Here is a 25,658-nt window from a genome sequence, read left to right as displayed (position 1 = left end):
GGGTGCCGTTGGTGATCAGTGGCGGGGGCAGAGGCAGCAGGAGGGTGGACCCGATGGTCGTCAGGTTCGTGCGGGACGAGACCGCGGAAGCAGCGGCGGAGGACGCGAGCACGCTCAACGAACTCCCGGCCCCGCCGAGGCAGTTGCTGGACCGGCACGGAGCCCGCGTGCTCGACCGGGCGACGGCCGTCGTAGCGGCCGGGCAGCCGGCCCCGCGCACCACCGTGTACCGGCCGGGTGTGTTCCTCGCCCCGCAGCGGTACCTGCGCGACCAGCAGACCCTGGGCGCGATCAACGGCGTCCTGGCCCGGATCGGCCTGTACGCCGAACCGGCGGGCGACCGCGACACCGAGGAGACCGCGCGCGCCCGGCAGCTCGAGGAACTGCCCGTCCGCGCCCTGCTGCGCGTCCGTGAAGACGCCGACCCGGTCGTCGTCGACTGCTGGAAAGCGCTGCAGCTGCTGCGGTCGGCGGCGTCGGGCGAGCGGCCCGAGCTCGACCCGGACCTGGTCGCGCGGATTTCGCCGGAGCACCTGCTGTTCACGACGCCGGTGTTCGGCGGGGTGCCGTGGGAGACCAGCGGCCTCGGCGGCACGCCGTGGGAGACCAGCGGGTTCGGCGCGGGCAGCTCCTACGGGCGCACCCGCGGCGCCAACCGGATCCCGGTGACGCTGGCCGCGGCTCCGCCCCACCGCAGCGAGCGGCCGGAGCAGCGGCGTCCGGTGATCGCCGTGCTGGACACCGGCATCGGCCCGCACCCGTGGTTCGGCTTGCCCGACCGCTCCGGACCGCCGCCCGCCGGCTCCGGGCTGGCCATCGCGCCGGACATCCAGGCGGCGATCCTGCAGGCCGAGCTCACCTCCGGGACGACGCTGCCCACCCAGCTGCTCGACGACCACTGGGACGCGCCGACGACCGGCCAGCCGCTGATCGGCGACGTCGACACCGACACCGGGCACGGCCTGTTCATCGCCGGCATCGTCCGGCAGGCCTGCCCCGAAGCCGACACCCTCGCCATCCGCGTGGTGCACAGCGACGGCGTCGCGTACGAAGCCGACGTCCTGCTCGCGCTGCACCTGCTCGCCGACCGCGTCCGGGCCGCGCAGGCGGACAACCGGCCCGAGGACATGGTCGACATCGTCTCGCTGTCGCTGGGCTACTACGAGGAAAACCCGGCGGACGTCGCCTACACCGGCCAGTTCGGCGCGGCCATCGCGGAGCTGCTGGGCCTCGGTGTGCTCGTCGTCGCGGCCGCGGGCAACGACGCCACCACCCGCCGGTTCTACCCGGCGGCCTTCGCCGACCAGCCGCTCGGCGGCGGCAGCGGTCCGCAGGTGATCAGCGTCGGGGCACTCAACCCCGACGTCACCGCGAGCAAGGCGCTGTTCTCCAACGAAGGCCCGTGGGTGCGGGCCTGGGCGACCGGTGCCGGCGTCGTCAGCACCTACCCGACCGACGTCCGCGGCACCGCGGCCGCCGACCACGAGGTCCCGGGCTTCGGCCGCAATTCCTTCGACCCCGACGACTACAGCGCCGGCTTCGCGGTCTGGGACGGGACGTCGTTCGCCGCGCCGCTGGCCGCCGCCGAGCTCGCGAAGGCCCTGCTGCAGTCCGGCGACCTCGCCACGGTCGACCGCGAAACCGTCGTCAAACGCGCGTGGACCGCACTGGGCTCGCTGTGAACGTGGCCAAGACCGACCACGCCCGCGTGGCGACCCTGTTCGACGCCGCGCGGGAGGGCGACCGCGCGGCGCTGGACGAGCTGGTTTCCCTGCTCACGCCCCTGCTCTGGCAGGTCGCGCGCGACCAGGGACTCGACACCGAGCACGCGGCCGACGTCGTGCAGACGACGTGGCTGCGGCTGCTCGGCTCGTTCCGCGAGATCCGCTCGCCGGTTGCGCTGACCGGCTGGCTGATCACCGTCACGAAACGGGAGGCCTGGCGCACGGGGGAAAAGCGCCAGCTCGAGCGGCCGCTGCCGGAACTCCCGGAGCGGCCGGCCGAGGCCTCCCCGGCACCCGAGGAGGGGGTGCTGCGCGAAGACCAGCGCGTGCGCTTGTGGCGCGCGGTGGACAACCTGCCCGAACGCTGCCGCAGCCTGCTGCGGATCGTGGCGTTCGTGCACCGGCCGGACTACGCCGAAGTCGGCGCCCGGCTGGGCATGCCGAGGGGGAGTATCGGCCCGACCAGGGGACGCTGCCTCGCGCGCCTGCGCGAGCAGCTACTCGCCAACGGCGAAGGAGATTGGCTGTGACCACCGTCGAACCACCAGGCGCCGACGAGCCCTTGGACGAGCTCGACTTCCGGCTGCTGGCCGGCGTGCGCGAGCTGTGGGAAGACGCCGACCCGATGCCCGCCACGCTGGTGGACCAGATCCGGTTCGCGATCCGGCTGGAGGACGTCGACCTGGAGGTAATGCGCATCCGGGAGCAGGAGGCGTTGGCGGGTGCGCGCAGTGCCGCCGAGCAGGGCAGGCTCATCACGTTCGACAGCGAGAGCCTGACGATCATGGTGAACGTGAGCGCCGAGCCCGGGGGCACGATCCGCCTGGACGGCTGGCTCACCCCGCCGGCCGAGCACCCGATCGAGGTCCGCGCGAGCTCCGGCACGTTGACGACGACGTCGGACGCGGACGGCCGGTTCGCGGTGAGCGGCGTGCCGCACGGGATGGTCCAGGTGCTGGTGCGCACGGTGGGCCGGTCGAGGACGGTGAGCACCCCGGCGATCGAACTCTGACGCGGGTTCACTCGTCGGTGAGGTCCTCCGCGGGCCACTGCTCGAGGAAGGCGCCGAGGGCGTCGTCGATGAGCGCGCCCCGCGGAGTGGGTTCGTCCCACGGGCCGAGGTGGTCGACGAAGGCGTCGACCAGCACTTCGAGCACGGCTTCCTGCTGGGCGAGCGTCGGCTTCTCCTGCTTTTCCAACGCGGCCAGCAGGTCCGGGGCGCGGTCGGCGAGCAGTTCCACGATGAGCCCGCGGAACCGGCGGGGCAGGGCGTCGACGACCGTCGGCGCGGGGAATTCGTTCGCCATGGTGCTGCAGTCTGCAAGAACTGCCTGATACCGCTGACCCGGAGGTACGATCCGGGGCGTCCTTCCCCGGCCGAAAGGGCAGCCCGTGGTCGCGTCGCCGAGGGTCGAAGACCGGGTCCGCGACCTGCACCGGCGCGCGGTCGCGGCGACCAACAACGGCCAGCCGGTGGTCGGGGGACGCCTGATCCGCAGCGCCGCGCGGCTGCTCGGCCTGCCCGCCGCGCGACCACCGGGCGGGTGGCCCGCCTGGCCCGACCTCGCCACGCGCGTGCTCGGCACCTACGCGGCCGTCGAAACCGCGCTCGGCAACAGCACCCGCGGCCTCGCCCTGCTCGACGAGGCCGACGCCCTCGTGTCGGACGCCGGGCGCGGGATCCTGCGCCAGCAACGTGGTCTCGTGCTCATCCTGATCGGCCGGATGGACGAGGCGCTGACGTGCTTCGACGAGGCCATCCCGCTGCTGCGGCAGGCCGGCGAACACGTCGTGCTCGCCAGGACGCTGCTCAACCGCGCGATGCTGCACCAGTACGCCGGCCGCGTCCGGCTCGCGCTCGCCGACCTCGACCAGTGCGAGCAGGTCGGCGCCGCCCATCCCGGGGAAGACGGCCTGGCCCGGATCTTCGCCAAGGCCGCGCACGGCCGCGGCCAGGCGCGGGTGCTCACCGGCGACATCCCGGGCGCCCTGCGCGACTTCGACGCGGCGAGCGGGTTCTACGCCGAGCAGAGCGTCGGGATGCTGCCGGTGCTGGCCGTCGACAAGGCGCGGGCGCTGCTGGCCGCCGGGCTGCCCCACGAAGCCGCCGCCGAACTCGACGCGGCGCTCGAGCAGTTCCCGCGGCTGCGGATGAACCAGGAACACGCCGAGGCCGAGCTGACCAGGGCACTGGCCGCGCTGGCCGGCGGTGATCCGGTGGCCGCGCGGAGCTGGGCCGGACGGGCCGAACGCCGGTTTCGTCGTCGTGGCAACGAAACCTGGGCCGCGGTGGCGCGGCTGACCGTGCTGCGCGCGGACTTCGCGGCCGGGCGGCGGATCGCCCGCGTCGCCGCGGAAGCGACCGCGCTGGCCGGCCGGCTCACCGGGCTGGGCCTGCGCAACGACGCCGAGATCGCGGGCCTCCTGGCGGCCCGGGCCCGGATCGCGCTCGGCGACCTCGACGGCGCCCGCGCCGGGATCGCCCCGCGCGACCGCCGGACCGCGCCGCTGGAGAACCGCCTGGTGCGGCGGCTCGCGCTGGCCGAGCTCGGGGCCGCGACGGGCCACCGGCGGATCACCTTCGCGAACGCGCGGGCCGGGCTGACGCAGCTGCAGCGGCACCGCAGCCGGTTCGGCAGCGTCGACCTGCAGACCGGCACGACGTCGCTGGGCAAGGCCCTCGCCGACGCGGGCCTTTCCGCCGCGCTCGCGCAGCGCTCGCCGGGCGTCGTGTTCCGCTGGCTCGAGCGCTCGCGCGCCCAGGCGTTCCGGTTCCGGCCGGTGCGCCCGCCGTCCCACCCGGAGACCGCCGACGCCGTCGCCGAGCTGCGGTTCCTCTCGATGCAGATCCGCGCGGGCGAGCTGGCCGGGAAGCCGGACACCCAGGCCGTGAAGCGGTGTGCCGCGCTGGAACGCGAGATCCGCGCCAAGGGCTGGCAAGCCGAGGGCGTGGACGCGGACCACGCCGAGGCCAAGCTGCGCGAGATCGGCGACGAGCTCGCCGGGACCGGCAGCGCGATGGTCTGCTTCCTCGCCGATCGCGGCGCGTTGTGCGCGCAGGTGATCGCGCACCACCGGGTGGCGCTGGTCGAACTCGGCCCGGCGGCGGCCGTCGCGGAGCCGGTCGCGCGGCTGCACAGCGACCTCGACGCGTTGTGCGGACGGCAGCTGCCACCGCAGCTGGACCGGGTCATCCGCCGGTCGGTGCGGACGCAGGTCACCGCGCTCGACGCGATCCTGCTGGCGCCGCTGGCTTCCCGGCTCGGCGACCTCGACGTCGTCGTCGTGCCGACCGGCGCGCTTTCGGCGATCCCGTGGGGGCTGCTGCCGACGTTGCACGGCCGTCCGGTGACGGTCACGCCGTCGTCCTCGGCCTGGTTCGACGCGGGCCGCCGCTCCGGCCGGGCGACCGGCGCGCCGCTGCTCGTCGCGGGCTCCGACCTGACCCACGCCGAAACCGAAGTCGCCCGGCTGGCCCCGCTGTACCCGGACGCCGAGATCCTGACCGGCCCGGACGCGACGGTCGCGGCCACGCTCAAGGCGTTCGACGGCTGCCGCCTGGCCCACTTCGCCGCGCACGGCCACCACGAGCAGGAGAACGTGCTGTTCTCCCGGCTCAACCTGGCCGACGGACCGCTGATGGCCTACGACGTCCAGCAGCTGGCGACGGCACCGGAGCAGGTGGTGCTGTCCTCGTGCGACGTCGGACAGGCGGTGGTCCGCGCGGGCGACGAGGTCCTCGGGTTCACGGCGGCGCTGCTCTACGGCGGCAGCCGCACGGTGGTCTCGAGCGTGGCGAGGGTGGACGACCGCACGGCGGGCGGCGTGATGCTGGCGTTCCACAAGGCGCTGTCGGTGGGGACGCCGCCGGCGCGGGCGCTCGCGGACGCGGCGCAGGCGGAACCGCTGATGCCGTTCGTCTGCTTCGGCCGCAGCTGACCGGCTCCAAGCGACCACGGTGGGTCACTGCGGCCCCCCTATGGTTTTTTGTCACATCGATGTGGCGTTTTCACTGCCTCATCGATGTGACAGTTAGCCCTAGGGTCGCGGCTATCGGTATGTGAGGTGCCACCAAGGCCGCCTTGGGGTGCTGAGCCGGACCCCCGGTGTCACTCGATCGAGTGAAGCCGAGACCCGAGCGTCATTCCTGGCGGAGGGTTCCCTCTTCCTCGGTGCGGCGGTAACCGGCCGGCACGCCCCCCGACTGGCCGGTTACCGCTGCGAGTTCCCTACTCACGGTGGAGCAGCACGACGGAGTCCGTCCCGTCGACGCGCAGGTACCCCGTCTTCTCCAGGTCCGCCAGCGCCGCGGCCTTCGTCGCGAGCGTCGTCGGCCAGGACTGTTCCGGCTGCGCGACGACCACCCACTCCGGCCGCTGCCCGGTCACGCCGTCGAAGAACAGCACCGTGCAGCGGGACGTCAGGTGCGGGGCCAGCCGGTTGGACGCCAGCACCGTCGCGCCGTCGGGAATCCGCGCCAAGACCGCGTCGATCCCGGCCCGCTGCGCCGGCGTCCAGACGCCGTCGGTCAGGTGCGCCGCCTGCAGGCCGAACGAACCCAGCGCGGCGACGACCGCGCACATCGGCAGGGACCGCCGGAAGCCGGCGAACCGGCGGGCGCCGTGCACGCCGGCGATGAACACGATCGGCATCAGCACCGCGCTGTAGTGGTAGCCCATGCCCCAGTAGCGGTCGTTCGCCGAGACCAGCCGCCACAGCAGCGTCGGCACCGCCAGCAGCAGGATCGGCGAGCGCAGGGCCGCGAACGCCGTCGGCGCCAGCAGGGCCAGCAGCATCGAAACCTTGACGATCGCGCCGCCGAACGGGTCGAAGCCGCTGCCGTGCGCGTAGGCGCCTCCCGGGTTCAGCGCCGGCAAGACGACCAGGAACAGCAACGCGGACGTGACGACGCCGAAGACGATCACCGTCCAGCCGAGCCGCCGCTGCCGGTTGAGCACCAGCACCACGCCGACGGCGGCGAGCGTCAGCGGCAGGTCCTCCTTGACCAGCACCAGCGGCAGCGCGCACCAGACCGCCGCCCGCCACCGGCCGTGCAGCAGGTGCTCGGCGGCGAACGCCAGCATCGGGACGGCGAAGCAGACCTCGTGGAAGTCGAAGTTCACCGCCGACAGCAGCCCCCACGACAGCACGTAACCGGCGCCCACGAGCGCACCCCGGCGGGGGCCGAGGAGCCCGATCGCACACCGCGTCACCGGCACCGCGGACAGCGCGAACAGGCACGCCTGCGCGACCAGCAGGCACCCCGGCGACGGCCACAGCAGGTAGAACGGCGCGAGCAGCGCCAGAATGGGGTGGAAGTGGTCGCCGAGCGTCGGGAAGCCCGCGCCGAGCAGGTCCGACACCGGCCACTGGCCGTGCGCGTAGGACCGCACCGCCTGTTCGAAGATCCCCAGGTCGAACCCGCTCGCGTCGAACGTCCGCAGCCGCTGCAGCGACCAGGCGGCGTACCCGGCGAAGGCGACCGCGGCGACGACATAGGGGACCGCGCGGCTTTCGCGCGTGCGCGCCGGAGCGGGCGCGAAGTCGATCAGCATGGCGGGATGCTCGTGCCGCCACGCTGAACCGGAGCTTAAGCAGCCTGAAGAACTCTTCAGGCAAGCGGTAAGCGCAGCTCCAGGCACGCGCCGGACGTGCTCTCGGCGACCCGCAGCGCGCCGCCGTGCGTCCGCGCGATCTCGGCGGCGATCGCCAGCCCCAGCCCCGAGCCGCCGTCGGCTTCGCGCGCGCGGTCGTCGTCGAGACGGACGAACCGGTCGAAGACGCGCTCGCGGTGTTCGGCCGGGATGCCGGGGCCGTCGTCCCGGACGGTCAGCACGCCGTGGCCGTCGTTCGCGGTGAGCGTGATCGTCACGCGGGTTTTGGCGTGCCGCTCGGCGTTGTCGACGAGGTTGCGCAGCACGCGGTCCAGGCGTCCCGCGTGCCCGTGGACCACCGGTCCGGCGTGGATTTCGGTGCGCACCTCGACGCCATCGCGGGGGAGCCGCGCGGCGACGTGGCCGGTGACGAGGTCGGCGAGTGCGACGCGGGCCGTCCCGGCCGGCTGGTCGGCGTCCAGCTTGCTGAGCAGCAGCAGGTCCCCGGTGAGGTCTTCCATCCGCGAGACGTCCAGCACGGCGTTTTCGAAGCTGCGGCGCCAGTCGAGCCGGTCGGGGTGGGCGAGCTGGACCTCGAGCTGGGTGCGCATCGACGCCAGCGGCGTGCGCAGCTCGTGCGAGGCGTCCGCGGTGAACTGGCTCTGCCGCTGCACGGACTGGTCGAGCCGCGCCAGCATCGCGTTCATCGTGACGGCGAGCTCGGTGATCTCGTCACCGGAGTCGGGCACCGGCACCCGGCGGCCGAGGTCCCGCGCGCGGATGCCGTCGACCTCGGCCCGGATCGCCCCGACCGCGCGCAGCGACCGCCGCACGGCGAACCAGGCCACGGCCCCGATGAGCAGCGAAGCCGCCGGTACCGCACCCCAGAGGATCTCCTCGGCGCTGGTCACCGTCTCGAGGCCGATCGGGTCGAGCGCGGTCTGGGCCTGGACGAAGTACTTCCCGCCTTTGGTCCCGGTGACCGACTCGACGCCGCCGTCGATCGGGAACGGCGTCCCCACCACGCAGCCGGGCCCGTAGACCATCGCCTTCCCGACGAGCGTCCCGGTCTGGTCGAACCGCTCCGGGCAGCCGCTGTCCTTCCCCTTGCCGAGACTGATCTGGTAGCCGCCGTAGTCGAGCTGCCGGGCCACGTCGACCGGCGTGACCCCGGCCTCCAGCAGCCCCGCGACGGCGGCGACCTTCTCGTTCGCGACCCGGACCGCGGCGAGGTCCAGCCCGCTGCGCAGCGACCGCACGAACCAATACGACCCGAGGCCGAGCACGAGCGCCGACGCGAGGGCGGCGAACAGGGCGACCCGCCACCGGGTCGACCGGGGCAGGATCCGGGCCATGCCCAGAAGATAACCGCACCTTCGAAGACCCGGGCCGGTGCGGCCGCGGGTTAACGTCGGAAGCCGTGACGGTCGAACAGTGGCACCGGGTGCGCGCGGCCTTGCCCGAGGTCGGCGGCCGGTTCGCGGACCTGCTGACCGGGGTGGGCGACCCGCACGCGCGAGCGCTCGGCGACTGGTCGATCGCCGAAGCGGCGTCGCACGTCGGGATGATCGCGCTGATGTACCCGTCGATGATCCGCGGCGACGGCGGCCCGCTGCCGCTGCCGGGCCTGAAGGAGCCGATCGACGCGGTGAGCGTCGACACGATCGCCGGGATGAACGCGCTCGGGCTGCAGCTGCACCCGGAGCGCGACCCGGTCCGGCTGGCCGCGCGGCTGCGCGCGGACATCGCCGAGCTGCTGCTGGTCAGCGCGGACCTCGACCCGGAGAAGCCGGTGTGGTGGCTGGGCGGCTCCCGCGTGCCGGTCGCGGGCGTGCTCGCGCACCTGGTCAACGAGATGCTGATCCACGGCCTCGACATCGCGCGCGCCATCGGGCGGCCGTGGCCCGTCCCCGCGCGGCTGGAGGCGCTGTTCCTCGAGCTGTTCCTGTTCGGCATGGTCCGCAACGACCTGGGCCGGCTCCTCGACGACGCGACGCCGTCACCCCGCCGCATCGCGGTGGAGTTCCGGTCGGCGCACACGACCCCGGCGGTCCTGGCGCTCCAGCACGGCCGGCTGCGCTACGAGGAACCGGACGGAACAGCGGACGTCCGGCTGCGGTTCGACCCGGCGGTCCTGGTCCCGATGATGTTCGGCCGCATTTCCCGGATCCGCGCGCTCCTGACCGGCGGCGTCCGGATCGGCGGCCCGCGGCCGTGGCTGCTGCCGGCGTTTCTGCGGACGGTCCGGATGCCCTAGTTCCGCACGCGGAACGTCAGGTGGGTTGCATTCGGCGTCTCGTGCACGGCAATGCGCTCGAGCTTCACGTGCCGTCCGGCCTCGGCGTCGAACAGCCGGACCCCGGCGCCGAACAGCAGCGGGACGACGTGCAGGCGCAGCTCGTCGACCAGACCGGCCAGCAGGAACTGCCGCAGGGTCGTGCCGCCACCCATGAGCATCACGTTGTCCTCGCCCGCCGCGGCTTTCGCCTGGCGCAGCGTGCTTTCCAGGCCGTCGGTGACGAACGTGAACGTGGTCGGGCCCTTTACGACCGGCTCGTGCGGCCGGTTCGTCACGACGAAGACCGGCTTCTTGAACGTGCCGTCGTCGCCCCAGGGGTCGACGCCGACGTCGAACATCGACCGGCCGACGACGAACGCGCCGGTGCCGTCGAACAGCCGGGCCGCGACCGCGGCGTCGGCGTCCGTGCCCTCGAACATCCAGTGGTGCAGCAGGTCGCCGTCCTGGCCGAGGCGGTGGTCGGTGCTGGTGCCCGGGCCGGCCACGATGCCGTCCGCCGACATGCTGATCTCCGCGATGACGCTCCCCATGGGCCGCCACCCTGCCACCCGATCAGGCGGAAGACCAGCCGTCGCCCCACTCGGCGTCCCGGGCGGCGCGGTAGCGCGGGCCCTGCTTCTTCGAGACGGCGACCGCGGGCTTCAGCCCTTCGGAAGCCGTGCACAGGTCGAGCGCCACCCAGCCCTTGTGCTTCTTCGGGTGCCGGATGATCCGCGCGTCCGGCCGCTCGGGCGCGGTCCGCGACGCGACGACGTAGGCGAACTTTTCGTCCTCGAACCCGAGCGTGCCGGCCTTGAGCTTCCGGTGCAGCCCCGAGCGTGGCAGCCGCGCGGCGAAGTGACACCAGTCCTGACCGGGCACGATCGGGCACGCGGCGTCGTGCGGACACGGCGCGACGACGTGCAGGCCGAGTTCGATCAGCTGCGCGCGGGCGGCGCGGATCCGCTCGTAGCCCGCGGGCGTGCCCGGCTCGATCAGCGCGACCGCGCCCGACTTGGCGGCCAGCCAGCGCACGACGTCGGCGCGCGTGGCGTCCGGCAGCTCGCCGAGCACGTAGGACAGCGTGACGAGGTCCGCCTCCGGCGCCGGCGCGGCCGGGTCGACGAACCCGCGCCGCCATTCCGCGTCCCGGACCGCCGGGAGCCCGGCACCCGCGGCGAGCCGCTTGCCGAGCCCGATGGCCCCGGCCACCTGCTCGACCACGGTGCACTGGGCCAGCGATGGCCAGACGGCCGCGGCCGCCCACACGGCGGCACCGGTGCCCCCGCCGACGTCGATCTGGGTACGCGGCTCGAAGCCGGGAGCGCGTGAAGCGGCTTCGGCGAGCACAGCGTGCACGGCGGCGTAGGTCGCGGGCATGCGGTAGCCCGCGTACGCGGCGACGTCGGCTTCGGAGCTGAGGATCGGCGAAGTCGCCGCGTCACCTTGGCGGTAGCGCGTGCTGAGCCGGTCGACGGACTGGGTCAGCCGGGCCACGGGGTGCCGGGCCAGCTCGTCGTCGAGCGCGGAGGAGAGGTCGTCGGGGAGTACCGCCACGACGGGCAGATTAGCCGGGGGACGCTCGGCGCCCTCCGGCGCTCGCCCTGAGCTGCTACTTTCCCCGCGCGAAAAGTTTTTGCCCGGCGCGGTCGATCCGGCGCCCGGCCGTTCGACGCGTAGGCAAAGCGAACGAAGGGAGACCGCGATGCGGTTCATGGTGATCGTCAAGTCGAACGAGGACTCCGAGGCCGGTCAGGGCCCCAGCGCCGAGCTGCTGGCCGAGATGGCGAAGTTCAACGAAGAAATGGTCAAGGCCGGCATCCTGCTTGCCGGCGAAGGGCTCAGGCCGAGCTCGGAGGGCGCGCGGGTGGTCTTCTCCGGCACCGAGGAGCCCAAGGTCGTCGACGGTCCGTTCGCCGAGACCAAGGAGCTCGTCGGCGGCTTCTGGATCCTGCAGTGCCGCGACCGCGAAGAGTGCATCGAGTGGATCAAGCGGATGCCCAACCCCGGCGGCCAGGCCGGCGAGGTCGAGATCCGGCGCGTCGCCGAGGCGGCCGACTTCGAGAACATGACGCCCGAGGTCGAGGCGCTCGAGGGCCGGCTGCGCGCGCAGAGCGCCGGGAACGCGTGATGCGTTTCCTGGTGATGGTCAAGGCGGAGGCCGAGACCGACGCACCCGGCTTCCAGCCCACCGAAGCGGAACTGACGGAGATGGCGCAGTTCAACGACCGGCTGTACCGGGAAGGCCGGGTCGAGTACGCCGAGGGCCTGACCTCCAGCGCGGAAGGCGCGCGCATCCTCTTCGACGGCGAGGCCGAGCCGAAGGTCGTCGACGGGCCGTTCGCGGAGACGAAGGAGCTGATCGCCGGGTTCTGGGTGCTGAACGGGGAGTCGCTCGAAGACGTCGTGGCGCTGATGAAGCAGGCGCCCGGCACCGAGGACCGGTCCGGCGTGCTGGAGATTCGCCCGATCAGCGAGTAGCGGGTTGCACCGCGGAAGATCACCCTGTCTGATGGCCGGGTGACGGTTGCGGACGCCCGGAGAACGGTCGAAACGGTCTGGCGGATCGAGTCGCCGCGGCTCATCGCGGGCCTGGCCCGGATGGCTCGCGGCGATGTCGGTCTCGCCGAGGAACTGGCCCAGGACGCGCTGGTCGCGGCGCTGGAGCAGTGGCCGGACGCCGGCGTCCCCCGCAATCCCGGCGCGTGGCTGATGACCATCGCCAAGCGCCGCGCGGTCGACCAGTTCCGCCGCAACGAGCGGTACTCGGAGAAGCTCGAGGAAGTCGGCCGCGACCAGCGGCTCGGCGAAGGCGTGCTGCCCGACTTCGACGCGGCGCTCGACGACCACATCGAGGACGACGTCCTCCGCCTGCTGTTCGTCGCCTGCCACCCGGTGCTGAACACGCAGGCGCGGGTCGCGTTGACGCTGCGCATGCTCGGCGGCCTGACCACCGACGAGATCGCCCGCGCGTTCCTGGTCCGCGAATCGACGATCGCCCAGCGGATCGTCCGGGCGAAGAAGGCGCTCGCCGCGGCGAAGGTGCCCTTCGAGGTACCCGAGGGCGACGAACGCGTCGCGCGGCTGTCGTCCGTGCTCGAAGTCATCTACCTCGTCTTCAACGAGGGGTATTCGGCCACCCGCGGCGACGACTGGATGCGGCCGGCGCTCTGCGAAGAGGCGATGCGGCTCGGCCGCGTGCTCGCCGGGCTGATGCCCGGCGAGTCGGAGGTCCACGGCCTGGTCGCGCTGATGGAGCTCCAGGCGTCCCGCGCGAAGGCCCGCACCGGCCCGAACGGGGAACCGGTGCTGCTGCTGGACCAGGACCGCACCCGCTGGGACCGCTTCCTCATCCAGCACGGCCTCGCGGCGCTGGCGTTGTCCGAGCAGATCGCCGAGGGCGCGTACGGCCCGTACTCCGCCCAGGCGGCGATCGCGGCGTGCCACGCCCGGGCCCGGACGGCCGGGGAGACGGACTGGGCCCGGATCGCGGCGCTCTACGAAGGCCTCGGCAAACTCCAGCCGTCCCCGGTGATCGAGCTGAACCGCGGGGTCGCGGTGGCGATGGCGTACGGGCCGTCGGCGGGCCTGGAAGTGGTCGACGCGGTCGCCGCCGAACCGGCGTTGAAGGACTACCACCTGCTGCCCAGCGTCCGCGGCGACCTGCTGGAGAAACTCGGCCGGCTCGAGGAGGCCGAACAGGAGTTCCGCCGGGCGGCGGAGATGACGGAAAACTCGCGTGAACGGGAGCTGCTCCTGAACCGCGCGAAGGCGGTCGCCGGTTAGCGTCCCCGCCAGGCGAGCGGCGACAACGTCATCGCCGCCTCGGCGACCTTCCGCGCCGTCTCCGTCTTGAGCCCTTTCCGCGCCGACTCGATCCACTCGTCGACCGGCCGGACGCCGACGTCCCGGTACTCCAGGGCCTGCAGCAGCATCTCCAGCTTGTCCGCGTCCTTGGCGCACCACGCTTCCGGCGACTCCCGGGTCTCGTACTCGTCCACCGCCGACCGCACCAGATCCCGGGACCGCTCGGGGAGCGCGGCCGTCTGGTCGGCGGTGATCTGCCGCGGTTCCGGCTTGCGCAGGTACTCCCCGGCCGTCAGCGGGAGGTCGCCCGTGCGGGTCTCCTGCGTGTCGTGCCACAGCGCGAGGAAGGCCGCCCGCTCCGGGGAAGCGCCTTCCTCTGCCGCGAGCAACGCCGCCAGCTGGGCCGCGCGCAGGCTGTGCTCGCCGACCGACTCCGGGTCGCGGACGCCCGCGTGCCACCAGCCCGATCTCCTGACGCGCTTCAGGATCCCCAGCTCGTAGCCGAAGGACGCCAGTGCCTCACTCATGCCGCCCAGCCTAGGGCGACGGGATCAGCGCCGTCAGGATCGTCGCCTGGAGGAGGGAAATCACGCCGACCACCGCGGTCAGCAGCAGCGACCACAGGAACGTCTGCCGCAGCAGCGAGCCCTCCTTGCCACTCTGGCCGATCGCCGTCGCGCCGATCGACAGGTTCTGCGGCGAGATCATCTTGCCCATCACGCCGCCCGAGGTGTTCGTCGCGCCGGCCAGGATCGGGTTGAGGTTCAGCTGCTGCGCCGAGATCACCTGCATCGGGCCGAACAGGCTGTTCGTCGACGCGTCCGAGCCGGTCAGGAACACGCCGAGCCAGCCGATGTAGGCCGAGAACAGCGGGAACACCGCGCCGGTCGTCGCCAGGGCCAAGCCCAGCGTCTGCGTCGCGCCCGAGTAGTTCATCACGAACGCGATCGCCAGGATCATGAAGATCGTCGCCAGTGCCCAGCGCATCTGGTGCAGCGTTTTGGCGTACGTCGTCAACAGCAGTTTCGGCCGCCCGCCCATCGCGAAGCCGGCGATCACCGCCGCGATCAGCGCGATCGTGCCCGGCGAGAACAGGAAGTCGACGGTCAGCGTCGCCGCGTACGGCGCGTTCTTCGCGGTGATCGGCGGGTGCTGGACGACGTGGTTGTGCAGCCCCGGCCAGGCGAAGATCCAGTCGGCCTTGTGCAGCAGCTTCGTCAGGTCGAGCCAGGTGGGGAGGTTCTTGAAGATCGTGCCGATCCGCGACAGGAAGATCGCCAGGATCAGGATGACGTAGGGCATCCACGCGTACAGCGCGCCGCGCTCGGCCTGCGCGGCGCCGAGGCTCTTGGCCGGGACGGCTTCCTCGCCGTCGAAGCGCCACACCGCCGCGGGCTGCCAGAACCGGGTCAGGATCCACAGCGCGGCCATCGCGGTGAGCGCCGCGAGGACGTCGACCAGGCTGGCGCTGATGAAGTTGGACGCGACGAACTGCATGGCCGCGAAGGCGAGCCCGGCGGTCAGCACCGCCGGCCACACCTCGAGCATGCGCTTCCAGCCGGCCAGGACGACGACGAGGAACGCCGGGATGATCAGGGCCAGCACGGGAACCTGACGGCCGACCGCCGCCGAGAACAGCTCGGTCGCCTGGTCCTGCTTGAGGTGCATGATCGGCGCGGTCAGCCTGCCGAGCACGATCAGCGGGTTGCCCAGGCCGCCGAACGCGACCGGCGCGGTGTTCGCCAGCAGCGCCAGGACGACGGCCTTCACCGGCGGGAACCCGAGCGCGGCCATCATCGCCGCGGTGATCGCGATCGGCGACCCACCGCCCGCGACGCCTTCGAGGAGTGCGCCGAAGCCGAACGCGATGAGCAGCGCCTGCAGCCGCCGGTCCTCGCTGAACCCGGCGAGCACGCGTTTGATGGCGTCGAACCGCCCGGTGGCGACGGTGACGTTGTGGAAGTACACGGCGTGGAAGGCGATCCACGCGACCGACCACACGCCGAACACGACGCCCATCGCCGCGGAGTCGAACGCCGGCGCGGCCGGCATCCGGTACAGGAGCAGGGCGACGCCGAGCGCCGTCACCAGGGCGAGCGCCGCGGAAAGGTGCGCGGAGAAGCGGATCACCCCGAGCGAAACCAGCAGCACGATGATCGGGAGCGCGGCGAGCAGCGCGGAAACCCACAGCCCGCCGGCCGGCTGGTAGTCCTGGATCCAGGTCACGTCGGCTCCTTCCGAGCTCAGGCCGGCCGGCTCCGGACGTACCCGAGCCGCAGGGACAGGGCGGCGGCGGTCCCGGCGACGGAGGCACCGAGCTCGTCGAGGCGGCGCAGCACGCGCGGCGCGGGCCCGGCGATGCTGATGGCGGCGATCGGCCGTCCGGAGTGGTCCCGCACGGCGGCGGCGACGCAGCCGACGTCCGGCTCGTTCTCGACCTCGTCGACCGCCCAGCCGCGGCGGCTGGTTTTCGCGAGTTCGTCGAGCAGCCGGTGCGGGTCGATGATGGTCTTGAGGGTGAGGGAGTCCAGCTTCATCCGCCGCACGCGTTCGAGCCGGTCGGCCTCGGGCAGCGCGGCGAGCCAGGCCTTCCCTAGCGACGTCGCGTGCTGTGGCCGCCGGGTGCCGAGCCGGCAGGCCAGGGTGACGGCACTGGCACTGCGTTCGGTGGCGACGTAGACCATGGTGTCGTTGTCGGGAACGGCGAGGTAGGTGGTCTCCCCGGACCGTTCGGCGAGCGAGGCGAGGTACCGGGGAGCGCACCGGTGCAGATCGGTCGCGGCCATCGCCCGCGCCCCGAGCTCGACGAGCCGGGTCCCCAGCCGCACCCGCCCGGTGACCTGGTCGGCCTCGAGGTACTCGAGGTTCTTCAGGGTGCCGACGATGCGGTAGGCGGCGCTGCGGGAAAGCCCCAGTTGCCGCGCGATCGCATTGGTGGAAATCTCCTGGTGCCGGCCCACGTGCTCCAGTACTGCGAGCCCGCGTTCGAGAGTTCCGCTTTGTTCAAGCCCGCGCTCCGGTCCCACGCTGCCCTCCGTTGGACGATTTCCCGCTCAGCGGTACGCCTTTCCGCTGGCTGGGGTTGGACGGTAACACCTCCGATGAATCTCCGGTAGATCTTGGAATAACTCGCAACAATGCGAGTAGTTGACGATGCTAATTGGTTCAACATCCGATGGTTAAGTTTCCTACCTATGGCGGTTGCGCGGCCGCTACGAGCCGCGTTCGACAGGTTCGACGGGGGGCCGTTCATATCCGTGAATGCATCGGGTGGGCGGTAGCAGGCGGAAAGCGCGAGCTGTCAACAGGCGGAAAGCAATGTGGACAAACCGGCTGCGGGCGGTGTTCTTTCGCCGTTGTTGTCGGTCCGCGCCGATACGCTGGCACCGGGGGGCGCCCCCGCGGGGCGGCTTGTGGTCGCGCGCCCCGGGATGGCCCGGGCGGCCGGGCGCGGCCGAGGGGGATGGGCCCGTCGCCGGTGCAGTGAATGACTCATTCCTGGCGTCGGAGGCCGGGAATGAGTCATTCATGACGTCCGAACCCGCCGCGGCACCCGGCCGGCTGGGACAACGAAGGCCGGGCGAGTTGCCTGGCTTCAGTGGGAGCGCAGGCGTGGGAGCGGCCTGGCTTAAGTGAGAGCGCAGGTAGGCGAGCGGTCGGGCTTCAGTGGGAGCGCAGGCGGGCGAGCGGCCGGGCTTCAGCGGGAGCGCAAGACAGGGGAGTTGCCCGGCTTCACCGAGAGCGCCAGGGCTGCCTACTGCTCGACCGCCGCCCGAACCTCATCCAGTGTCCGCCGCGCAGTCGCCCCGAAGTCGCCGCCCGCCTCGATCCAGCGCTCATACGCGATCTTCATCGCCAGCGCCCCCAGTTCCGCGGCAACGCACGCACCCAACTCCGGCACACCGCGCTCCCGAAGCGCACCCGTCACCGCTTCGATCAGCGCCACCCCCTTCAGCGCTTCCCGCTCCCGCAGCTCCGGATGCGCAGCGATCACCGACCGCCGACGAGCGCTGAACTCCCGTCTCTCCGGCGTGAACACTGCACGGCCGACAGCATCCATCGCGCAAGCCACCGCCTCCAGCGGCGACGCCGTCTCGGGCGCGTCGGCGATCGCGCCGGCGAGCAGGCCGGCCAGCGTGCTCCCCCCGAAGAGCACCTCCCGCTTGTCCTGGAAGTGCCGGAAGAACGTGCTCTTCGTGAGCCCGGCCCGTGCGGCGATGTCGATCACCGTCGTGTTCTCGTACCCCCGCTCCTCGAACAGTTCGAGGGCGGCTCGGCTCAGCCTCTCCGGCGCGTTCGGTTCCCAGCGGGCCATGCTGACACGGTACTTGGTCCCGTCAAACCGTGTATGGTGACGGGACCAAGTCTCATCACAGGAGGTCCCCCATGAGCCGAGCCGTCGTCTACGAGAAGTTCGGTGGCCCCGAAGTACTCGAGTTGCGAGAAGTCCCCGAACCGCACGCCGGCCCCGGGGAAGTGCGGGTGCGCGTCACCGCCGCCGGGCTGAACCCCATGGACTGGCGCCTCGCCGGAAGCGCCGAGGCCGCCGCGCGGTTCGGTCTCACGCTCCCCGCCGGCTTCGGGTACGACTTCGCCGGCGTGGTCGACGAAGCCGGGCCGGGCGCGAAGCATGCCGTCGGCGACCGTGTTCACGGCGGCGCGCTGGGGCGCGCTGTCGCCGACTTCGTCGTCGCCGGAGCCGATGACCAGCTCTTTCCCACTCCGGACGGCGTCTCCGACGAGGTGGCGAGCACGCTTCCCGTCGCCGGCTCGTCCGCGTCCGCCGCGCTGGCCGCCGTCGGCCTGCGGGCCGGGGACACCGTCCTGATCGGCGGGGCCGCCGGTGGCGTGGGCATCTTCGCCGTCCAGCTCGCGAAGCTGGCCGGCGCCACCGTGATCGGCACCGCCGCCGAGGCCACCTTCCCGTTCCTCCGCAAGCTCGGCGCCGAACCTGTCGCCTACGGACCCGGCCTGGCCGACCGGGTCGGCAACGTCACGGCGGCGGTCGACCTCTTCGGCACCGAGACCGCCGAGGCCGCGCTGGCCCTCGGCGTCCCGCCCGAGCGGATCGCCACGATCGCCGCCGGCCCCCACCCACCGGGCGGGGTGCGCGCGACCGGTGGCGCCGACGCCGAGCCCGGTGCGCTGGCCTGCATCGCCGAGGCCGTCGCCGCCGGACGGCTCACCGTGCCCATCGCCGCGGTCTTCCCGGTCGAACGGATCCGCGACGCCGTCGAGCTGCAGGCCACGGGGCACGTCCACGGCAAGGTCGTCGTCACGCTGTAGAGACCCACGCCACGGACTCAGGAAACTCACAGCGCCCGGCGGGCACCATCCGGGCGATGTCCGTCCGAAGTCCCCTCCGCACCCGCGCGTCCGTGGCCGCCGGGCGGCTGACCGCCTGGCTGTCGCGCAGCTCCGGGCTCGGCCGCGGCGGCATGATCGGCGGCCGGGTCACGCTGGCCCTCGACCCGGCCGCCCTGCGCCGCCTCGGCCGTGAACGCACCGTCGTGCTCGTCACCGGCACCAACGGCAAGACCACGACGTCGCTGATGCTCACCCGCGCCCTGGAAACGCTGGCCGAGGTGGCCGCGAACAGCGACGGCGCGAACATGCCGGACGGCGTCCTCGCCGCGCTGACCGCCCGCCCGGACGCGCCCTACGCGGTGCTCGAGGTCGACGAGACCTACGTGCCGTGGGTGGCCGACCAGGTCCGGCCCGCCGTCCTGGTCCTGCTCAACCTCAGCCGCGACCAGCTCGACCGGGTCGGCGAGGTCCGCGCCACCGAACGCGACCTGCGGGCCGCCATCGCGGCGCTGCCCGGCACGGTGGTCGTCGCGAACTGCGACGACGTGCTGGTGACGTCCGCGGCGAGCGCGGCCGCGAAGCTCGTGTGGGTGAGCACGGGCCGCCGCTGGACCGGCGACTCGACGGCGTGCCCGCGCTGCGAAGGCCGCGTCGAAACCCACGAACGGCACTGGAGCTGCGGGTGCGGGCTGGCCCGGCCGGAACCGTCCTGGACGCTCGACGGCGAACTCGTCCGGACGCCCGGCGGCCGCGAGGTCGACCTCGACCTGCGGCTGCCCGGCGAGGTCAACCGCGCGAACGCCGCGCTCGCGCTCGCCGCGGCGCACCGGCTCGGCGTGCCGCCGCACACCGCCGCGGCGCGCCTGCGGACCATCACCGACATCGGCGGCCGCTACCGGACGATCCGCCGTTCGCGGCACTCCGTGCGGCTGATGCTGGCGAAGAACCCGGCCGGATGGGTGGAAACGCTGCGCGTGCTGGACGAGGACACCCCGGTCGTGGTCGCGGTCAACGCCCAGGAGGCCGACGGCCGGGACCTGTCCTGGCTGTGGGACGTCCACTTCGAACGGTTGCGCGGGCGCCAGGTGGTCGTCACCGGCGAGCGCGGCGCCGACCTCTCCGTCCGGCTCTGCTACGCCGAAGTCGCGCACTGGGCCGAGCCGGACCCGGTCGCCGCGATCGACGCGCTGCCGCCGGGCGCCGTCGAGCTGGTCGCCAACTACACCGCGTTCCGCGACCTGGTGGGCAGGTTGCCCGGTGGCTGACTCGACCATCCACATCGGACTACTGCTGCCCGAGGTGCTGGGTACGTACGGCGACACCGGCAACGCCCAGGTGCTCGGGAAGCGGTTGCAGTGGCGCGGGTTCGACGCCGAGGTGGTCCCGGTGGGGCTCGGCGAGCCGGTACCGTCCACTTTGGATCTCTACCTGCTCGGCGGCGGCGAGGACGGCGCCCAGGTGCTGGCCGCCGCGCACCTGCGCAAGTACCCGGGCCTGCGGCGCGCGGTCGCGGCCGGCGCGGTCGTGTTCGGCGTGTGCGCCGGCCTGCAGGTGCTCGGCACCCGCTTCCGCGGCCTCGACGGCGTCGACCACGACGGCCTCGGCCTCCTCGACGTCACCACCGAACCCGGCGAACAGCGCGCGGTCGCCGAGCTGGTCGCGACGCCGTCCCGGCTGCTGGCCGGGGAAGCGCTGACCGGGTTCGAAAACCACCTGGGCGTCAGCAAGCTCGGCACCGGCAGCGAGCCGCTCGGGCGGGTCGTGCGCGGCACCGGCAACGGCGACGGCACCGAGGGCGCGGTGACCGACCGGGTCGTCGGCACCTACCTGCACGGCCCGGCGCTCGCCCGCAACCCCGCGCTGGCCGACCTGCTGCTGGCCTGGACGGTCGGGCACCCGCTCGGCCCGCTGGACCTGGCCGAAGTCGAGCGCCTGCGCGAGGAGCGGCTCGCCGTCCCGCGCCGCCGCCGGGGCGCGTGACCCGGTGGCGGCGAGCGTCCCGTCGCTGGTCGGCCCGCGCGCGAGCCTCGTTCGTGGCTACGCTGCGTTGGTGAAACTGGGCAAGGTGATCGCCGCGACCGGCGTCCGGATGCGCACCACCGCGGTGGCCGTCTTCGCGCTCGCGCTGGCCATCGCCGTCGCGGGGGTGGTCGTGGTGGTGCTCCTGGAGGAGTCGCTCGACCGCAGCGTCACCGAGAGTGCCCGCAGCACCGGGCGGCAGGTCGCCATCCAGCTCGTCCGCGAGGGTGCGCGCGACCTGAGCGCGAGCGACGTCGCCAGCACCGGCGACACCGAGGCCGTCACGCAGGTGCTCGACGCGCGCCGGACGCCGATCGCGAGCGACCCGGCGATCGTCGGGCATCCGCCGCTGACCGCGGCCCGCCCGGTCGTCGGGCAGGAGATCATCGAAACGCTGCCGCTCGGGCTCAACGGCGACAACGACGACTACCGCGTCGTGTCGCAGGAGGTGGCCGGGCCCGGGGGGCCGTTCACCGTGATTTCCGCGCGCTCGCTGGAACCGGTGACGGAGGCGTCGACGCGGCTGACGCTTTTGTTGGGTCTGATCGCCGTGCCGCTGCTGGCGATCGCCGGGCTCGCGGTGTACCGCGCGGTCGGCTCGGCGCTGCGGCCGGTCGAGCGGATGCGCCGGACCGTCGCGGAGATCTCGACGCGCGACCTGGCCGCGCGCGTGCCGCTGCCGCCGGGCGGTGACGAGGTGCACCGCCTGGCCGTGACGCTCAACGAAATGCTGTCCCGGCTCGCGTCGGCCCAGGCCGCGCAACGCCGGTTCGTCGCCGACGCCAGCCACGAACTGAGATCACCGCTCTCGACGATAAGCACTGCTCTCGACGTCTCCGGGCGGCACCCGGAGAGCACCGGCGACCTGGTGCCGGTGATCGCCCGGGAGACCGCGCGGCTGCGGGAACTCGTCGACGACCTGCTCATGCTGGCCCGCACCGACGACGCGACCGACCGGCCGCAGCGCACCGAGGTCGACCTCGACGACATCGTCCGCGCCGAGGCCGAGCGGCTGCGCGGCGAGAGCACGGTGGACGTCGAGGTCCGGGCCGGGCCGGCGAAGGTGCACGGCAGCGAGACCCAGCTGCGGCGGGCCGTGCGCAACCTGGTCGACAACGCGCGCGGGCACGCGCGCTCGCGCATCCGGGTCAGCAGCGCGGTGCGCGGCGACCTGGCCGTCGTCGAGGTGAGCGACGACGGCCCCGGCGTCGAGGCCGCCGACCGGGAGCGGATCTTCGAGCGGTTCGTCCGGCTCGACGCGTCGCGCCAGCGCGGGCACGGCGGAACCGGGCTCGGTCTGCCGATCGTGGCCGGCATCGCGGCGCGCCACGGCGGCCGGGCGCGCTACGCCGAGTCGAGCGAGCCGGGCGCCCGGTTCGTGATCGAACTGCCGGCGATCGAACTGCCGAAGGAGGAGTAGTGCGCCTGCTGATCGTGGAGGACGAGCGCGAGTTCGCGGAGACGCTGCGGCGGGGGCTGGTGGCCGAGGGCTTCACCGCCGACGTCGCGCACACCGGCCGCGAAGGCCTCTGGCGGGCGACCGAGCACTCCTACGACGTCGTGGTGCTCGACATAATGCTGCCCGAGCTGTCCGGTTACGAGGTGCTCAAACGCCTGCGGGCGGCGGAGAACTGGACGCCGGTGCTGATGCTGACGGCCAAGGACGGCGAGTACGACGAAGCCGACGCGTTCGACCTCGGCGCCGACGACTACCTGTCCAAGCCGTTCTCCTTCGTCGTGCTCATCGCCCGGCTGCGCGCGTTGCTGCGCCGCGGCGCCCCCGCCCGCCCGGCCGTGCTGGAGGCGGGTGACCTGCGGCTCGACCCCTCCGCCCGTACCGTCCACAGGGGACAAAAACGGATCGAGCTCACCGCACGGGAGTTCGGGTTGCTGGAGTTCCTCCTGCGCCGGGCGGGCACGGCGCTGTCGAAGAACGAGATCCTGAGCCACGTCTGGGACGCGCACTACGACGGCGACGAGAACGTCGTCGAGGTCTACATCGGCTACCTCCGGCGCAAGATCGACGCGCCGTTCGGCACCCACACCATCGAGACGGTCCGCGGGGTCGGCTACCGCCTGGTGGACGTTACTCGATCGTAATCAATCGCGCGTTTTCCGGAAATTGGTGCCGCTGGGCGTCCGCTCGTTGCGCCGTTTGCCTCCGCCGGTTGCCGCGGATCGCCCAATCGTTGCCGCGAACCGGTGAAAAATACCGTTCCTCGACGTCGCTGCACGCGGTCCACGGTGTTGCTACGGTGGGCACACTTCCTGCGACGAGGAAAGCGATGCCGGAATCGCCACTGCCGCTCCCTGCCCAAAACAAGAATGCCCCCGAAGGCGCCGGGAAATCCGTTTCCCGGCTCCGCGCCGCCGACGCGATTCGGGCCGCGAAGGACCAGTTCGGCATGGTGACCGGGCTCACTCCGCACGCCGTGACCGGAATCCGGAGCCGCGGCGACGGCGGCTGGTCCGTGCTCGTCGACGTCGTCGAGCTCGCGGCGCCACTGATTCCTGAAAGGAAGGTCGACAGATTGGCCGCTTCGTCCGATTCGTTGGCGGACATTCTGGAACGCGTGCTCGACAAGGGCGTCGTCATCGCCGGTGACATCGGCGTCAGCGTGGTCGACGTCGAATTGCTGACTCTGCGCATCCGGCTGTTCATCGCGTCCGCGCAGACCGCTCGTGAAATGGGCATGGACTGGTGGACGAACGATCCGTTCTTCGCCCCCAATGCCGCGCGAGCGGAACTGGGCACGTCCTATCTGGCGGCGCGCGTCGCCGAACTGGAGGCCCGGCTGCCGGGCGGGAGGGAAGAACCCCGGTGAGCACCGGAAACTGGCTGTGCGCGTACGCGATCACCCGCAACCGTCCGTCCACGTTGGACATCGGCTCGGTGCCGCGGCTGATCGGCTACCGCGACCTCGGCGTGGTCGTGTCCGAGGTGGCGCCGGCGCGCTTCGACCGCATCGACACGCTCGACCCGGTCGACGGCACCCTCGCCGAGCTGGCCCGCGAGCACGACGCCGTGGTGCGCGCGGTGTTCCGCAGCGAGCCGGTGCTGCCGCTGCGGTTCGGCACGGTCCTCGACGGCGAAGACGCGGCCCGCCGCCTCCTCGAAGCGGGCTACGACCAGGCGCGCGGCTGCCTCGACGAGGTGGCGGGCCACCGCGAATGGGGTGTCCGGGTGCGGCACACCGAGCCGGCGGCGACCACCCGGCCGGACGCGACGGGCCTGACCGGAACGCAGTACCTGGTCCGGCGGCGCGAACGGCTGAAGGCGATCCAGCGCGCCCGCGAGGACGTGGCCGGCGCGGCGGGACGGCTCCAGGAGGCGTTGGGGCGCCAGGCGGCGGACAGCGTGGAGCGCGCGCGGCCGCACGGGGTGCTGATGAACACGGCGTACCTGGTGGAAACCGGCCGCGAGGCGGAGTTCCACGCGGAGGTGGCGTGGTTCGCGCGCGAGCTGAGTGCGGCGGGGGCGACGGTGGAGACATCGGGGCCGTGGCCGCCGTACTCGTTCACCGACCTCGAGCTCGGAGCGACGGCGAATGGCTGACGCGGGCACGCAAGCGATCGGCGACCTGCTCGCGGGCCCCGGTGCGCCGGACCGCGGTGACCTGCTCGCCGAGGTCTTCACCCCGTCCGGCGCCAACGCCGCCGAGGCCGTCGTCGATCTGCTCGACCGGGTCGTGCACCGCGGGGCCGTCGTCACCGGCGACGTCATCGTCTCCCTCGCCGGCATCGACCTCGTGCGGCTCGACCTGCGGCTGCTGCTGCTCGGGCTCGACGGGACGCACCGATGACCCAGCGGATCGCCGCCGACGCCGGCCGCGGGCTCGGGCACCTGGTCGTCACCGTGCTCGACGTCCTCAAGGAAGTGCTGGAGCGCCAGGCGCTGCGGCGGCTCGACGCCGGCACCCTCACCCCGGACCAGGTCGAAGCGCTCGGCCAGGCCCTCATCGCGCTGGAGCTCCGGTTCGCCGAGATCCGCGCGGCCCTCGACGGAATCCCCGCGACCGAAGGAGCGAAGTGACCAGACCGGGACAGGCCGGCGGCACCCTCACCGACACCCTCAACGTCCTGCTGGACAAGGGGCCGGTCATCGACGCCACGGTGAAGGTGTCGCTGATCGGGATCGAGCTGCTGCCGATCGAGGCGAGGGTCGTGATCGCCAGCGTCGACACCTACATCCGCTACCTCGAAGCGATGCAGCGGGTGAACGCGCAGGCGCAGCAGCCCAACCCCGGGCAGGTCTCCATCGGGCTCGATCAGACCGTCGGGCTGATCCCGCCCCCGCCGCCAACCCCGGCCGTCGCCGTCCCGGTGGAGCCCGCCGTCCCCGTCGAACAGCCGTGACGCTGCAGCTCTACGGCGTCGTCCGGGCCGGGCACCCGCGGGCACCGCGCACGGTCTGCTGGGAGGACCTCGCGATGGTCGTCGGCGACCCCGAGCCCGACCCGGCCGCCCACCTGGCGGTGGTGTCCGCGCTGGTCGAGGGCGGTCCGGTGCTGCCGGTCCGATTCGGCACCGTGGCCGAGGACGAGGACACCGTCCGCGGCGAGGTGCTCGCCCCGGCCGCCGACACCTACCGGGCCGACCTGGACCGGCTCGACGGCCTGGCCGAAGTGCACGTCTGCCTGCGGTTCACCGAACCCGGGTCGGCGTGGCGGGCGGCCCGCTCGGACGTCCTGCTCTCGCGGGTCGCCGAACGGGCCCGCGACTCCGTGGCGCTGCCGGCGGGCGAAAGCGCCGACGAACGGTGGGCGTTCCTGGTCGGGCTGGGCGACCTGCTCGTCGTCCGGGACACCGTCGCCGGGCTGGCCCGCGACGACGGCGTGCAGGCCGACTGGCTCGGGCCGCTGCCCGCGTACAGCTTCCTCGACCGGCGGACGTGCTCCCCCTGGAGCTGGTGAGCGGGGGCGGAACAGT

Annotated in this window: 28 protein-coding genes; 19 read left to right on the top strand and 9 right to left on the bottom strand. The window is 72.8% G+C overall.

Annotation, left to right across the window (positions count from 1 at the left end):
* Positions 1-53 precede the first annotated feature (53 nt).
* The 3 genes from IE317_RS19240 to IE317_RS19230 are packed head-to-tail and all read left to right on the top strand — an operon-like array spanning position 54 to position 2,736.
* Positions 54-1,682: a S8 family serine peptidase gene (locus IE317_RS19240; RefSeq protein WP_191311962.1), complete on the top strand. Its 1,629-nt coding sequence runs from the start codon at positions 54-56 to the stop codon at positions 1,680-1,682.
* The gene (locus tag IE317_RS19235; RefSeq protein ID WP_191311960.1) at positions 1,679-2,254 is read left to right on the top strand and encodes an RNA polymerase sigma factor; all 576 of its coding nucleotides are present in this window, start codon (positions 1,679-1,681) and stop codon (positions 2,252-2,254) included. Before IE317_RS19240 ends, IE317_RS19235 begins: the two co-directional genes overlap by 4 nt.
* A complete protein-coding gene (locus tag IE317_RS19230) occupies positions 2,251-2,736 on the top strand; it encodes a hypothetical protein (RefSeq protein WP_191311958.1) in 486 nt (161 codons plus the stop codon). Before IE317_RS19235 ends, IE317_RS19230 begins: the two co-directional genes overlap by 4 nt.
* 7 nt (positions 2,737-2,743) lie before the next feature.
* Here IE317_RS19230 and IE317_RS19225 read toward each other — a convergent pair whose 3' ends face one another.
* Positions 2,744-3,031, bottom strand: a complete 288-nt coding sequence (locus IE317_RS19225; protein ID WP_191311956.1) for a hypothetical protein — start codon at positions 3,029-3,031, stop codon at positions 2,744-2,746.
* An 85-nt stretch (positions 3,032-3,116) separates the two neighbouring features.
* On the opposite strand from IE317_RS19225, the gene IE317_RS19220 reads away from it, so the two are divergent.
* Positions 3,117-5,663, top strand: a complete 2,547-nt coding sequence (locus IE317_RS19220) for a CHAT domain-containing protein (protein WP_191311954.1) — start codon at positions 3,117-3,119, stop codon at positions 5,661-5,663.
* 290 nt (positions 5,664-5,953) lie between these two features.
* Here IE317_RS19220 and IE317_RS19215 read toward each other — a convergent pair whose 3' ends face one another.
* Both IE317_RS19215 and IE317_RS19210 read right to left on the bottom strand, forming a co-directional pair.
* Positions 5,954-7,279 carry a DUF2079 domain-containing protein gene (locus IE317_RS19215; RefSeq protein ID WP_191311952.1) on the bottom strand — a complete coding sequence of 442 codons (1,326 nt, stop codon included), beginning with the start codon at positions 7,277-7,279 and terminating at the stop codon, positions 5,954-5,956.
* Between the two features lie 56 nt (positions 7,280-7,335).
* Positions 7,336-8,673 (bottom strand): sensor histidine kinase, encoded by a 1,338-nt coding sequence (locus tag IE317_RS19210; protein WP_191311950.1) that lies wholly within the window; start codon positions 8,671-8,673, stop codon positions 7,336-7,338.
* Positions 8,674-8,738: 65 nt separating this feature from the next.
* Here IE317_RS19210 and IE317_RS19205 point away from each other — a divergent pair, with 65 nt between their 5' ends.
* Entirely contained in the window at positions 8,739-9,575 is an 837-nt protein-coding gene (locus IE317_RS19205; RefSeq protein WP_191311947.1) for a maleylpyruvate isomerase N-terminal domain-containing protein, read from the top strand.
* On the opposite strand, the gene IE317_RS19200 is transcribed toward IE317_RS19205, so the two are convergent.
* The gene (locus IE317_RS19200) at positions 9,572-10,147 is read right to left on the bottom strand and encodes a dihydrofolate reductase family protein (RefSeq protein WP_191311945.1); all 576 of its coding nucleotides are present in this window, start codon (positions 10,145-10,147) and stop codon (positions 9,572-9,574) included. The two genes, IE317_RS19205 and IE317_RS19200, sit on opposite strands and share 4 nt — an antisense overlap.
* Before the next feature lie 22 nt (positions 10,148-10,169).
* Positions 10,170-11,153 carry a small ribosomal subunit Rsm22 family protein gene (locus IE317_RS19195; RefSeq protein WP_191311943.1) on the bottom strand — a complete coding sequence of 328 codons (984 nt, stop codon included), beginning with the start codon at positions 11,151-11,153 and terminating at the stop codon, positions 10,170-10,172.
* Between the two features lie 148 nt (positions 11,154-11,301).
* On the opposite strand from IE317_RS19195, the gene IE317_RS19190 reads away from it, so the two are divergent.
* The 3 genes from IE317_RS19190 to IE317_RS19180 are packed head-to-tail and all read left to right on the top strand — an operon-like array spanning position 11,302 to position 13,382.
* Positions 11,302-11,727, top strand: coding sequence for a YciI family protein (locus IE317_RS19190; protein ID WP_191311941.1), 426 nt, complete (start codon positions 11,302-11,304; stop codon positions 11,725-11,727).
* Positions 11,727-12,077: a YciI family protein gene (locus IE317_RS19185; RefSeq protein WP_191311939.1), complete on the top strand. Its 351-nt coding sequence runs from the start codon at positions 11,727-11,729 to the stop codon at positions 12,075-12,077. Before IE317_RS19190 ends, IE317_RS19185 begins: the two co-directional genes overlap by 1 nt.
* 39 nt (positions 12,078-12,116) lie before the next feature.
* Complete coding sequence (locus tag IE317_RS19180) at positions 12,117-13,382, top strand: RNA polymerase sigma factor (RefSeq protein WP_191311937.1); 1,266 nt, start codon at positions 12,117-12,119, stop codon at positions 13,380-13,382.
* Here IE317_RS19180 and IE317_RS19175 read toward each other — a convergent pair.
* The 4 genes from IE317_RS19175 to IE317_RS19160 form a co-directional block, all read right to left on the bottom strand.
* Entirely contained in the window at positions 13,379-13,930 is a 552-nt protein-coding gene (locus IE317_RS19175; protein ID WP_191311935.1) for an HD domain-containing protein, read from the bottom strand. The two genes, IE317_RS19180 and IE317_RS19175, sit on opposite strands and share 4 nt — an antisense overlap.
* 10 nt (positions 13,931-13,940) lie before the next feature.
* The gene (locus tag IE317_RS19170) at positions 13,941-15,629 is read right to left on the bottom strand and encodes an L-lactate permease (RefSeq protein WP_191311933.1); all 1,689 of its coding nucleotides are present in this window, start codon (positions 15,627-15,629) and stop codon (positions 13,941-13,943) included.
* A 17-nt stretch (positions 15,630-15,646) separates the two neighbouring features.
* On the bottom strand, positions 15,647-16,429 hold the full coding sequence (locus IE317_RS19165) for an IclR family transcriptional regulator (RefSeq protein ID WP_191311931.1): 783 nt from the start codon (positions 16,427-16,429) through the stop codon (positions 15,647-15,649).
* 728 nt (positions 16,430-17,157) lie between these two features.
* The gene (locus IE317_RS19160; RefSeq protein WP_191311929.1) at positions 17,158-17,718 is read right to left on the bottom strand and encodes a TetR/AcrR family transcriptional regulator; all 561 of its coding nucleotides are present in this window, start codon (positions 17,716-17,718) and stop codon (positions 17,158-17,160) included.
* A 71-nt stretch (positions 17,719-17,789) separates the two neighbouring features.
* On the opposite strand from IE317_RS19160, the gene IE317_RS19155 reads away from it, so the two are divergent.
* The 11 genes from IE317_RS19155 to IE317_RS19100 all read left to right on the top strand — a co-directional run bounded on the left by IE317_RS19155 (position 17,790) and on the right by IE317_RS19100 (position 25,642).
* On the top strand, positions 17,790-18,689 hold the full coding sequence (locus IE317_RS19155; protein WP_191311927.1) for an NADP-dependent oxidoreductase: 900 nt from the start codon (positions 17,790-17,792) through the stop codon (positions 18,687-18,689).
* Positions 18,690-18,745: 56 nt separating this feature from the next.
* On the top strand, positions 18,746-19,975 hold the full coding sequence (locus IE317_RS19150) for a MurT ligase domain-containing protein (RefSeq protein ID WP_191311925.1): 1,230 nt from the start codon (positions 18,746-18,748) through the stop codon (positions 19,973-19,975).
* Entirely contained in the window at positions 19,968-20,690 is a 723-nt protein-coding gene (locus IE317_RS19145; RefSeq protein ID WP_191311923.1) for a type 1 glutamine amidotransferase, read from the top strand. The genes IE317_RS19150 and IE317_RS19145 overlap by 8 nt, the downstream gene beginning before the upstream one ends.
* Before the next feature lie 70 nt (positions 20,691-20,760).
* The gene (locus tag IE317_RS19140) at positions 20,761-22,149 is read left to right on the top strand and encodes a sensor histidine kinase (protein WP_229902790.1); all 1,389 of its coding nucleotides are present in this window, start codon (positions 20,761-20,763) and stop codon (positions 22,147-22,149) included.
* Positions 22,149-22,829, top strand: coding sequence for a response regulator transcription factor (locus tag IE317_RS19135; RefSeq protein ID WP_191311921.1), 681 nt, complete (start codon positions 22,149-22,151; stop codon positions 22,827-22,829). The genes IE317_RS19140 and IE317_RS19135 overlap by 1 nt, the downstream gene beginning before the upstream one ends.
* A 68-nt stretch (positions 22,830-22,897) precedes the next feature.
* Positions 22,898-23,554, top strand: a complete 657-nt coding sequence (gene gvpJ / locus IE317_RS45480; RefSeq protein WP_268246886.1) for a gas vesicle protein GvpJ — start codon at positions 22,898-22,900, stop codon at positions 23,552-23,554.
* Positions 23,551-24,285, top strand: a complete 735-nt coding sequence (locus IE317_RS19120; RefSeq protein ID WP_191311919.1) for a GvpL/GvpF family gas vesicle protein — start codon at positions 23,551-23,553, stop codon at positions 24,283-24,285. Before gvpJ (IE317_RS45480) ends, IE317_RS19120 begins: the two co-directional genes overlap by 4 nt.
* The gene (gvpJ, locus tag IE317_RS19115) at positions 24,278-24,532 is read left to right on the top strand and encodes a gas vesicle protein GvpJ (protein ID WP_191311917.1); all 255 of its coding nucleotides are present in this window, start codon (positions 24,278-24,280) and stop codon (positions 24,530-24,532) included. The genes IE317_RS19120 and gvpJ (IE317_RS19115) overlap by 8 nt, the downstream gene beginning before the upstream one ends.
* Positions 24,529-24,762, top strand: a complete 234-nt coding sequence (locus IE317_RS19110) for a gas vesicle protein K (RefSeq protein WP_191311915.1) — start codon at positions 24,529-24,531, stop codon at positions 24,760-24,762. Before gvpJ (IE317_RS19115) ends, IE317_RS19110 begins: the two co-directional genes overlap by 4 nt.
* Positions 24,759-25,085 (top strand): gas vesicle protein GvpJ, encoded by a 327-nt coding sequence (gvpJ, locus tag IE317_RS19105; protein ID WP_191311913.1) that lies wholly within the window; start codon positions 24,759-24,761, stop codon positions 25,083-25,085. The genes IE317_RS19110 and gvpJ (IE317_RS19105) overlap by 4 nt, the downstream gene beginning before the upstream one ends.
* A complete protein-coding gene (locus IE317_RS19100) occupies positions 25,082-25,642 on the top strand; it encodes a GvpL/GvpF family gas vesicle protein (protein WP_191311911.1) in 561 nt (186 codons plus the stop codon). The genes gvpJ (IE317_RS19105) and IE317_RS19100 overlap by 4 nt, the downstream gene beginning before the upstream one ends.
* Positions 25,643-25,658: the final 16 nt, after the last annotated feature.

This window comes from Amycolatopsis bullii, assembly GCF_014654205.1.
Taxonomy (GTDB): Bacteria; Actinomycetota; Actinomycetes; order Mycobacteriales; family Pseudonocardiaceae; genus Amycolatopsis; species Amycolatopsis plumensis.
The sequence above is the reverse complement of the archived record's forward strand: the minus strand, read 5'-3'. Positions and strand labels throughout refer to the sequence as shown.